The following is a 9,884-nucleotide window of genomic DNA, read 5'->3' as shown; positions in this document are numbered from 1 at the left end:
TTTCCACCGCGACGAGACCGACCTGCTGCTACCGACGCTGACGGAGTACGCGGAGGAGCACCCGGACCACCACCTCCCGACCGGCGCGGACTGCTTCATACGCCTGGGCCGCCTGACGGCCACGGACCACGTGATCCTCGACGGCACGACCGGCACGGTCCTCACCTGGAGACCCCAGACCGGCACCCTCCACCCCCTCACCTCGAACGTCCCCGCCCTGGCCCTCACCCTCTGGGCCCTACACCGCGCGACACGGCTGGAGGCCGTGGCAGGATCCGAAGCCACGTAACTCGCTTGGAAGTTCGTCCCCGTCGGTCAGAGAAACATCCGGATGCGTGCAGTGGCGTGCAGCCCCGCACGGGCCCGGGCCGACCGTGGCTGAGCGGGCGTCCCGGGACGCCCACGCACGGCGAGGACTGGACGGAAACTGAGACGCCAGCGGACTCAGTCAGGGCGATGTACACCAGGCCTGGACGGAAAGATACGACGCCAAGGCCATCGCTGGCAGGGCCTACGATTACCACCCCCTGCGATCGGAGCGCTATGGGGGATTGCTGTAGGCGGCCCTGGAGCCTGATAACCCGAGCAGGGTAGCCACGTGCATTCCAAATTGCCGCGCAGCTAGGCGACTGGACCGAGGTAACGATCCGGCGTGCGTGAGGATTGGGAGCGCGTGTCGCTGACGAAACCTGCCCCTGACAGTAACCCGCGACGGAAGCGAGACCACGGTCGGCCCCGTCGGTCGCCGGGTTCTTGGAGCTATGGCCCAGGTGGGCTAGTTCGCCGAATTCTGCGTGCGTCTATACTCATGGCTGCATGATGCGGCACTATGTGTAATCAAGTCCTGAAGGTTCGCCTTCTCCGCCCGGGAGGTTCCTGATGCCGTCGTTCCAGTTCTGCCTGTACGAGGTTTCGGTACGGCAGTTCATGAAAAAGGACACGCGGCGCCCTGTTGCGGAGTTCAACTCGCGGCGGCATGACCTGTTCGATATCCTCCAAGGATTTTTGAGTGACCAACTGGGAACGAAAGGCGTTTCTCTCCAAAAGAGTGAACACTATATTCGGCTGAAGAAAATTGAAGATAATTCGCGTGTCTTGTGGTCAACCGTAGAGACCGGAAAGTTCGGCAATCCGGGTATTGTTGTAGCGACGGACACCGGGGACAATGCCTTTGATATTAGAGCTACTGATGCGCCGACCTACCCCTTGCGGCAGTGTTTTGTTGTTCCGCGCTCCGGTAATTCTGCCATATGGGCAACTGAAGTAATCGGCCAGTCTACTGCCATCACGTCACTCTGGACTCCGCTTAGCGACTGGTTCAGGGAACAGTACGACTCGGACCGCCTTGTTATCGACAGGGAGCCCTTGCAGAGTACTAGCGCATGGAATGCTTTTATCGATGAATCGGAATTGCAGGAGATAAGCTTTCTCGTGCGTGTGCGAGACTCGGATGGAGCGGTTGGAGTGCGCACGCAGGAGTACAAGGCGAAAAGTGGCCGTGGGACGCGCCTTAATAAGGACTGGATCAGGAGAGCGTTTTCTCGAGAATTGCCGCCGTCTGCAGTTTTTACGGCGACAGGAATCCCGGATCCGGATGAGGTGCACCTGAGCATCGAACGAGATGGGAAAAGTCGTACTATCGTGGTGGGTAGAATTTACCCCCGGTTCATGTACCAGATCGAAACTCCGGACGGCCTGCGACCTGACGATGCAACCTTCCAGCGAGAGGTCTTGTCAGAGGTAGGTGCTTCACTTGACCTCATGGGGGTCAGCCGGGGCGATTGGCAGGCGTGACCTGAGGCTGCGGGGGGCGGAGGGTGCATGAGTGTCAAGTGGAGCGTCGCCAAGATTGTTGCTGCACACTTCAGGACTTACTGGGACGCCAGCAAGGACCGTCCGATGGTATCCGACTACTTGACATTCATCGGAATCCCTGTCGTACTTTCGATTTTTGCCGGGACGATGACACACCTCGGGCACTTCCATGTTCGGGATGTGTCGAAGTTGATTGGTGGTATAGGGGTCTTCACAGGACTTCTCTTCGGGCTGCTGACGAACGTTTTTACGCTCAGCTTGCGTGTTCGGCGGGATGAAGGGTTGGACTCTGAACATGAAGTCGTTAAGCAGGTTCGTGAACTCTTTTATAACCTCTCTTGGGCCGTCGTAGTGGGATGTGTGCTAGTTACCGCACTGGTGCTTGCTGCTGCGACACACTCGACAACCTCTGCGCTCGGATCAATATGGACCGGACTTCTTAGTTTTCTCTTTTTGCACCTCATGCTTACGATTCTTATGGCACTCAAGAGGCTGTGGTTTGCGCATGAAAAAGTCGCCAATCTTCCGATGAAGCAGAAATAGCGAGTGAAGACTTTCCTGGGCTGCTCCTCAAAGACGTCGACTGAGGCGGGGCGCGCAGGCGGACGACCCAAAAGGGCGTCACCTCTTAAGGGGTGACGCCCTTCGTTCTGCCACGTCAGGCAGTAGCGGCTGTGACGGAACCACGTAACTCGTTATGCAGGCGAGCCCCTGAACCACTCGGGTACACGGCCGGTTGACTGACTCGGTGAGATGGCGGCAGGCCAGGGTTGGGGACGTCATGCTCCGATAGTGGTCAGGACGTGGGTGGTGTCCGACAGGTCGTCAAGTACTGTCGCTGCTCCGGCATCCCGAAGTTCCCCCGCGGGTGTCTTGCCGGTGGCCACAGCGACTACGCGGACCCCCGCGTCCCGCCCGCCGGTGACGTCGGCCGGTGTGTCGCCGAGGAACACCGCTGCGGCCGGGCGGACGTCGGCCCGGGCCAGCGCCTTGCGTAGCAGTTCCGGTCGGCCCTCGCCGTCCTCGCCGTACGCCCCTTCGCCAAGGAGCAGGTGGGTGTCCAGCCCGAAGACCGCGAGCTTCACCTCGGCCGCCGCGCGGACGTTGCCCGTCACCACCGACTGTCGCACGCCGCGCTCGGCGAGGCGTGCGAGGACCGTCGCGGCGCCGGGCAACGCGTGCCCCCGCTCGAGGAGTTCAGCCGCGCGGCGCACGTGCACGGAGCCGAGCGCGTCCGCGAACGCGGCGAACAGCGCGTCGCTGTACGGGATGCCGTGCAGACGGGCGGTCTCCCGCAGGATCACCCGCTCCGTCGACCCGGTGACCGACGCCTGCTCCTCCATCCGCGTTCCTGTCACTTCGGTGAACGCCTGGGACCACAGCTCGCGTCCGAGCCCCCTGGTCGCCATCAGCGTATGGTCGATGTCCCACAGCACCAGCTCCGGCACGGATGCCTCCTCTCTCCCCGAACGAGGAGTCCCCACATAGCGGGCACCATACGCTCGGGAGTCGGAGCGAGGAGATGGCGCATGGTTGCAGCAGACCTTCCGATCGGGGATCGGATCCGCCACTACCGCGGTGGCCGTCGTCAGGACGCGGTCGCAGGGCTGATCGGCATCACGCCGGACTACCTCTCCCAGATCGAACGGGGCCTCAAGGTGCCGTCCCTGCCGATCCTGTACGCGCTCGCGCAGGAACTCGGTGTGCCGATCGCCGCGCTCCTCTCGGAGCAGGCTCTCGCGGAGGCAGACGCGGCCGACACGGCCGAGGCCGCCGTCGGCCGTGCGCTCCTCGGCTACGGACCAGCACGCAGCGCCCCGCCCGTCCCGGCGGCAGAGTTGAGAGACAGGGTCGAGACGGCATGGCGTACCTGGCAGACCGCCGGCGACCGGTTCACCCAGGCGTCCGTGACGCTGCCGGACCTGGTCGCCGACGTCGAGCATGCCGCGCGCGCCGCTCGTGGGGGGACGGACGCCGCTGAGCGTCGCGCCGTCCTGCAAGCGGCAGCCGATCTCTACTGTCTGCTCCGCTCCTACTTACGTCGTACAGGGCGCGTCGACCTTGCCACGCTTGCGGCTGACCGGGCCATGCGCGCTGCTGAGGACGCCGACGATCCGCTGCGGATCGCGATCGCCCAGTGGAACTTGGGCCATGTGCTGCTTGCGTCCGGTCAGCCCGCCGAGGCGGAAGAGTTCGCTCTGCGCGCGGCCGAGCAGGTGGCCACGGCTCAACTGCCCGAGCTGGAGCGGACGGCGATGGGCGGTGCTCTCCAGCTCGTGGCCGTGGTGGCTGCTGCCCGCCGACGCCGATGGTGGGAGGCCCGGGAGCGCTTGACGACGCAGGCCGCGTCCGCAGCCCGCGCGGTGCCCGACAGCAGCAACGTGGGCTGGACCGTGTTCGGCCCGACCAACCTCGCGTTGCACGCCGTGTCCATCGAAATGGAGGCCGGCGAGACGTGCGAGGCACTGCATGCGGCGGACGCGATCGACACCAGCCACCTGCCCTCGCTGGAGCGCGAGTTCACGTTCGGTCTCGAAGTGGCGGCCTGCCACAGCCAGCGCCGGGACGACGCAGCCGTGCTGCTGTCCCTGCTCGGGTTGGAGGCCATGGCGCCGGAGGACCTCGCGCGCAACCCGTTGGCCCGGCGCCTGGTACTGACGGTGATCCGGCGAGCCCGGACAATGCACGCCCGGCAGGCCGAGCAACTGGCGCAGCGCCTCGGCCTCGTGTGAGGCACGAGCCCGTGGTCCACCCGAACTGACAGCTCGGGTCGACCAGCGAATGCCTACCTACGGTCACGTTCGTGAGACAGACCGCGATGACTGTAGAGGGCGCCCTCATGACCAGCGAGCACCGGGCCTTGGAGCCTGTCGAGTCAGCGCCGGGCGTACTGGTGCACCCTGCCGGGGACCGGCGACTGGCTGCCGAGCACTGGCTGCTGTCCACGGCCAGGGACCCGAGTGGGGCGAGAAAGGAGTGGCAGCAGCACGGGATCGCACTGCTGCCGCTCGGCACCCTGTTCTCCGCCGTGCGTCTTCCGCTGCGCCTGGTGCTCGCCGTCACCGGCGGGACCGGACCGTCGGACGAGGTCGACGCCTTTCTCGACGAGGCGCTCGGCGGGGGCCCGGTCATCTGTGACCCGCGCGGATGCCGGTACTACGCCCTCGTCCCGGCCAGCATGCCCACCACGTGGCATCAGGCCGCCGACGACTGGCGGGTGATGGACGTCGACTGTCTCGGCCGGGACACCTTCCTGGGCGTACCGCGCGTCGACCTCGTCACCTTCGACCAGCACACGTTCGCCTCGTACTGGTCGGCGCCCATGCCGTCGACGGCCACGCTCTGCGCACCACTCGCAGTCGCCCGGCTCATCGCCGCCGGCCGGTACCAGCTGGAGGAGCAGGGCATCGAGTGTGAGTCGGGCTGACCGGCTGGCCGCGTCTGGGGCGGGCAGTGGGAAGGGCGGCGCCTCTGAGGAGGTGCCGCCCTTCGCCTTGTGCGGGTTGAGGCCGTGACGGGATTCGAACCCGTGTAACTCGCTTTGCAGGCGAGCCCCTGGGCCACTCGGGCACACGGCCGTGTTCTGGAGTCCTCGCGGGGTCCGTGTCGAACTCGGTGGCTTGACCGTATGGCTGGGAGGCATAGGGGCTCAAGGGATCGGGAAGGTGTGCAACGCGACTGCCATACGGCGTTCATGAACGGGTCGGGCGTCGCGGGCGGTCGTACGACCAAGGTCCCGGTTCCGGCCCGTCTTCCGACAGGGGTCAAGTGGTCCTGTGGCCCTTACGCTGGCCTCCATGACCGTCCCTGACCCGCGCGACACCGACGTCGCGGAGCCCGCCGGACCCGGCCCGGCCGCCGAGTTCGCCGGCCCCGTCGACACCGTGCTGAGCAGCGCCTACCGGGCGCTGAGCGTCGGTATCGTCTCCGTCGTCGTGCTGATCGCCTTCGAGGCGACGGCGGTCGGTACGGCGATGCCGGTCGCGGCGCGGGAGCTGGACGGGGTGTCGTTGTACGCGTTCGCGTTCTCGGGGTACTTCACGACGAGTCTGTTCGGGATGGTGCTCTCCGGGCAGTGGTCGGACCGGCGGGGCCCGCTCGCGCCGCTGACCGGTGGGATCGCCGCCTTCGCCGCCGGGCTGCTGCTGTCCGGGACGGCCGGGGCGATGTGGCTGTTCATCCTCGGGCGGGCCGTGCAGGGGCTCGGCGGCGGGCTGGTGATCGTCGCGCTGTACGTCGTCGTCGGAAGGGCCTATCCGGAGCGGCTGCGGCCCGCGATCATGGCGGCGTTCGCGGCGGGCTGGGTCGTGCCGTCCGTCGTCGGACCGCTGGCGTCGGGCGCGGTGACCGAGCACCTCGGATGGCGCTGGGTCTTCGTCGGTATCCCGGTCCTGGTCGTCTTCCCGCTGGCGCTCGCGCTGCCCCAGATACGGGCCCGGGCCGCGGGGCCGGTCGGCGGCGGGGACGCGCCGGCCTCCTTCGACCGGCGCCGCATCCGCCTCGCCCTCGGCATCTCCCTGGGCGCGGGACTCCTCCAGTACGCCGCCCAGGACCTGCGCTGGATCTCGCTGCTGCCCGGCGCGGCGGGCGTGGCGCTGCTGGTCCCGGCCGTCCTCGGACTGCTGCCCCGCGGCACCTACCGGGCGGCGCGCGGCCTGCCCTCCGTGGTCCTGCTGCGGGGCGTCGCCGCCGGGTCCTTCATCGCCGCCGAGTCCTTCGTGCCGCTGATGCTGGTCACCCAGCGGGGACTCAGCCCGACGCTCGCCGGGCTCTCGCTGGCGGCGGGCGGCGCGACCTGGGCGGCGGGCTCCTGGCTCCAGGCCCGCTCCCGCATGGAGCCGTACCGGGACCGCCTGATGACGCTGGGGATGGTGCTGGTCGCGGCGGCCATCGCCACCGCCCCGAGCGTGCTGATCGACGCCGTGCCCGCCTGGACGGTGGCCGTTGCCTGGGGCTTCGGCTGCCTCGGCATGGGCCTGGTGATCTCCTCCACCAGCGTCCTCCTGCTCCAGCTCTCCGCCCCCGAGGAGGCCGGCACCAACTCGGCCGCCCTCCAGATCTCCGACGGCCTGTCCAACGTGATCCTGCTCGCCATCGGCGGAGCCGCCTTCGCCGCCCTCGGCGGCGGCACGGTCAGCCACGCGGCGACCGAGGCCACCGGCTCCCACCCGACGGCGTTCGCGGCGGTGTTCCTGCCGATGGCGGGCGTGGCGCTGGTCGGGGCGTGGGTGACCACGCGGCTGCGGGAGCGGTGAACCGGGGGCGGCCGGGGCCGGCGGGGCGGCTGTGACGTCCGTCCCACCCGGGGGTGGCACGGACCGGTGCGGCCGTCGGTCGACCCGGGGCGCCGGTAGGGTGGCCCGGTTGTCATACGTGGCCGAGCCGTTCTACCCCCTTCGGAGACCGTGACTACCACCGCCAGCTCCAGCACCTCGCACCACCTCTCCCCGGCCTTCCCCGGCCGTGCCCCGTGGGGCACCGCCGGCAAGCTGCGGGCCTGGCAGCAGGGGGCGATGGAGAAGTACCTCCAGGAGCAGCCCCGGGACTTCCTGGCCGTCGCGACGCCCGGCGCCGGCAAGACGACGTTCGCGCTGACGCTGGCGTCCTGGCTGCTGCACCACCACGTCGTCCAGCAGGTCACCGTGGTCGCGCCGACCGAGCACCTGAAGAAGCAGTGGGCGGAGGCCGCGGCCCGGATAGGGATCAAGCTGGACCCGGAGTACAGCGCGGGCCCGCTCAGCCGCGAGTACCAGGGCATCGCCATCACCTACGCCGGTGTGGGCGTCCGGCCCATGCTGCACCGCAACCGCGTCGAGCAGCGCAAGACCCTCGTGATCCTCGACGAGATCCACCACGCCGGTGACTCCAAGTCCTGGGGCGAGGCCTGCCTGGAGGCGTTCGAGCCGGCCACGCGGCGGCTCGCGCTCACCGGTACGCCGTTCCGCTCGGACACCAACCCGATCCCCTTCGTCGCGTACGAGGAGGGCAACGACGGCATCCGCCGCTCCGCCGCCGACTACACCTACGGGTACGGCTCCGCGCTCGGCGACGGCGTCGTGCGTCCCGTCATCTTCATGAGCTACAGCGGCAACATGCGCTGGCGCACCAAGGCAGGCGACGAGATCGCCGCCCGGCTCGGCGAGCCGATGACCAAGGACGCCGTCAGCCAGGCCTGGCGCACCGCGCTCGACCCGCGCGGCGAGTGGATGCCGGCCGTGCTGCGCGCCGCCGACCAGCGGCTCACCGAGGTCAGGAAGGCCATCCCGGACGCCGGTGCCCTCGTCATCGCCGCCGACCAGGACTCCGCCCGCGCCTACGCCAAGCTGATCCGCGAGATCACCGGCGACAAGGCCACCGTCGTGCTCTCCGACGACACCGGCGCCTCGAAGAACATCGACGCGTTCAGCCAGAGCACCGACCGGTGGATGGTCGCCGTCCGCATGGTGTCCGAGGGCGTCGACGTGCCGCGCCTCGCCGTCGGCGTCTACGCCACGACCATCTCCACCCCCCTCTTCTTCGCCCAGGCCGTCGGCCGTTTCGTACGGTCCCGGCGGCGCGGCGAGACCGCCTCCGTCTTCCTGCCGACCGTGCCCGACCTGCTCACCTTCGCCAACGAGATGGAGCGCGAGCGCGACCACGTCCTCGACAAGCCCAAGAAGGAGGGTGAGGAGGACCCGTACGCCGAGTCCGAGAAGGAGATGGACGAGGCGAACCGGGAGCAGGACGAGGACACCGGCGAGCAGGAGCAGTTCTCCTTCGAGGCCCTGGAGTCGGAGGCCACCTTCGACCGGGTCATGTACAACGGCGCCGAGTTCGGCATGCAGGCCCACCCGGGCAGCGAGGAGGAGCAGGACTACCTCGGCATCCCCGGGCTGCTGGAGCCCGACCAGGTGCAGCTGCTGCTCCAGAAGCGGCAGGCCCGGCAGATCGCGCACAGCCGCAAGAAGCCCGACGACGAGGCCGACCTGCTCGAACTGCCCGCCGAACGGCGCCCGGTCGTCTCGCACAAGGAGATGATGGAGCTGCGCAAGCAGCTCAACAGCCTGGTCGGCGCCTACGTCCACCAGAGCGGCAAGCCGCACGGTGTGATCCACACCGAGCTGCGCCGCGTGTGCGGCGGGCCGCCCAGCGCCGAGGCCACCGCGGGACAGCTGCGCCAGCGCATCGCCAAGGTGCAGGAGTGGGCGACGCGCATGAAGTGACCCGGCGAGGTGAGCGAACCACGGCGTGTGCTGTACGTATGGGGACAAACACTGTCAGTCCCCGCCGGTTGTTGACCGGATTCTGGACGGAGCCTTCCGCTGAGCGGACCGGCTCGCTACTGTCCCGCTACGCACACGCCCCGTGGCAGCGCCGCCGCGGAGCGCAGCCGTGAAGCGACTGGGCCCGGGCACAAGGCCGGGCCGTCAGCCGATCGGCGGCCTCTGAAGCGCGTCACTGACGGGACTCGGTGACGCATCCGCCGCGAGGGGGCCGCCGCCTCACCACTAAGGAGTGGGCGTCGTGACCGCGGAGACCTCTCAGACGCTCGACCGGGGACTGCGGGTCCTCAAGCTGCTGGCCGATACGGACCACGGGCTGACCGTCACCGAGCTGTCCCACAAACTGGGCGTCAACCGGACCGTCGTGTACCGGTTGCTCGCCACGCTGGAGCAGCACGCGCTCGTACGCCGTGACCTGGGCGGTCGTGCCCGGGTCGGGCTGGGGGTGCTGGGGCTGGGCCGCCAGGTGCACCCGCTGGTGCGCGAGGCTGCGATGCCGGCGCTGCGGTCGCTGGCCGAGGACATCGGGGCGACGGCCCATCTGACACTGGTGGACGGCGCGGAGGCGCTCGCGGTGGCCGTGGTGGAGCCGACCTGGACGGACTACCACGTGGCCTATCGGGCCGGGTTCCGGCATCCGCTGGAGCGGGGGGCGGCGGGGAAGGCGATCCTGTCGGCGCGGCAGAAGGTCGCGGTGGCGGAGCCTGGGCCGGGGTACACGCTGACGCACGGGGAGCTGGAGGCGGGGGCGTGCGGGGCGGCGGCGCCGTTGCTCGGGGTGACGGGGGTGGAGGGCAGCGTGGGGGT

At 68.6% G+C, this 9,884-nt stretch carries 9 protein-coding genes and 1 tRNA gene; 8 read left to right on the top strand and 2 right to left on the bottom strand.

Annotated elements, in window-relative coordinates:
- From GTW67_RS20615 to GTW67_RS20605, 3 genes are all read left to right on the top strand, one after another.
- Positions 1-289 (top strand): SUKH-4 family immunity protein (locus GTW67_RS20615; protein ID WP_202437476.1); only part of this gene is annotated, 289 nt, incomplete at its 5' end.
- Between the two features lie 590 nt (positions 290-879).
- The gene (locus GTW67_RS20610) at positions 880-1,794 is read left to right on the top strand and encodes a hypothetical protein (RefSeq protein WP_161166282.1); all 915 of its coding nucleotides are present in this window, start codon (positions 880-882) and stop codon (positions 1,792-1,794) included.
- 27 nt (positions 1,795-1,821) lie between these two features.
- Positions 1,822-2,358, top strand: a complete 537-nt coding sequence (locus GTW67_RS20605) for a hypothetical protein (protein ID WP_161166281.1) — start codon at positions 1,822-1,824, stop codon at positions 2,356-2,358.
- Between the two features lie 236 nt (positions 2,359-2,594).
- On the opposite strand, the gene GTW67_RS20600 is transcribed toward GTW67_RS20605, so the two are convergent.
- Positions 2,595-3,263 carry an HAD hydrolase-like protein gene (locus GTW67_RS20600; RefSeq protein ID WP_161166280.1) on the bottom strand — a complete coding sequence of 223 codons (669 nt, stop codon included), beginning with the start codon at positions 3,261-3,263 and terminating at the stop codon, positions 2,595-2,597.
- 81 nt (positions 3,264-3,344) lie between these two features.
- On the opposite strand from GTW67_RS20600, the gene GTW67_RS20595 reads away from it, so the two are divergent.
- Together GTW67_RS20595 and GTW67_RS20590 are read left to right on the top strand one after the other, a co-directional pair.
- Positions 3,345-4,547, top strand: a complete 1,203-nt coding sequence (locus GTW67_RS20595; protein WP_161166279.1) for a helix-turn-helix domain-containing protein — start codon at positions 3,345-3,347, stop codon at positions 4,545-4,547.
- A gap of 71 nt (positions 4,548-4,618) precedes the next feature.
- The gene (locus GTW67_RS20590; RefSeq protein WP_346010701.1) at positions 4,619-5,242 is read left to right on the top strand and encodes a hypothetical protein; all 624 of its coding nucleotides are present in this window, start codon (positions 4,619-4,621) and stop codon (positions 5,240-5,242) included.
- Positions 5,243-5,321: 79 nt separating this feature from the next.
- On the opposite strand, the gene GTW67_RS20585 is transcribed toward GTW67_RS20590, so the two are convergent.
- Positions 5,322-5,393 (bottom strand) — tRNA-Cys (locus GTW67_RS20585).
- Positions 5,394-5,612: 219 nt separating this feature from the next.
- Between GTW67_RS20585 and GTW67_RS20580 the strand changes: the two genes are divergently transcribed.
- From GTW67_RS20580 to GTW67_RS20570, 3 genes are all read left to right on the top strand, one after another.
- Positions 5,613-7,070: an MFS transporter gene (locus GTW67_RS20580; protein ID WP_161166278.1), complete on the top strand. Its 1,458-nt coding sequence runs from the start codon at positions 5,613-5,615 to the stop codon at positions 7,068-7,070.
- Between the two features lie 150 nt (positions 7,071-7,220).
- Entirely contained in the window at positions 7,221-9,017 is a 1,797-nt protein-coding gene (locus tag GTW67_RS20575; RefSeq protein WP_161166277.1) for a DEAD/DEAH box helicase family protein, read from the top strand.
- A gap of 301 nt (positions 9,018-9,318) precedes the next feature.
- The coding region (locus tag GTW67_RS20570; RefSeq protein WP_161166276.1) for a helix-turn-helix domain-containing protein at positions 9,319-9,884 on the top strand (566 nt) is incomplete at its 3' end.

It is taken from the genome of Streptomyces sp. SID5910 (assembly GCF_009862125.1).
Taxonomy (GTDB): Bacteria; Actinomycetota; Actinomycetes; order Streptomycetales; family Streptomycetaceae; genus Streptomyces.
This window is presented reverse-complemented; position numbering and strand designations above follow the sequence as displayed.

What these genes read in the sequence shown, in the direction of transcription:
- GTW67_RS20610 (WP_161166282.1), top strand. Translation starts at nt 880, where the DNA reads ATGCCGTCGTTCCAGTTCTGCCTGTACGAGGTTTCGGTACGGCAGTTC.
- GTW67_RS20605 (WP_161166281.1), top strand. Translation starts at nt 1,822, where the DNA reads ATGAGTGTCAAGTGGAGCGTCGCCAAGATTGTTGCTGCACACTTCAGG.
- GTW67_RS20595 (WP_161166279.1), top strand. Translation starts at nt 3,345, where the DNA reads ATGGTTGCAGCAGACCTTCCGATCGGGGATCGGATCCGCCACTACCGC.
- GTW67_RS20580 (WP_161166278.1), top strand. Translation starts at nt 5,613, where the DNA reads ATGACCGTCCCTGACCCGCGCGACACCGACGTCGCGGAGCCCGCCGGA.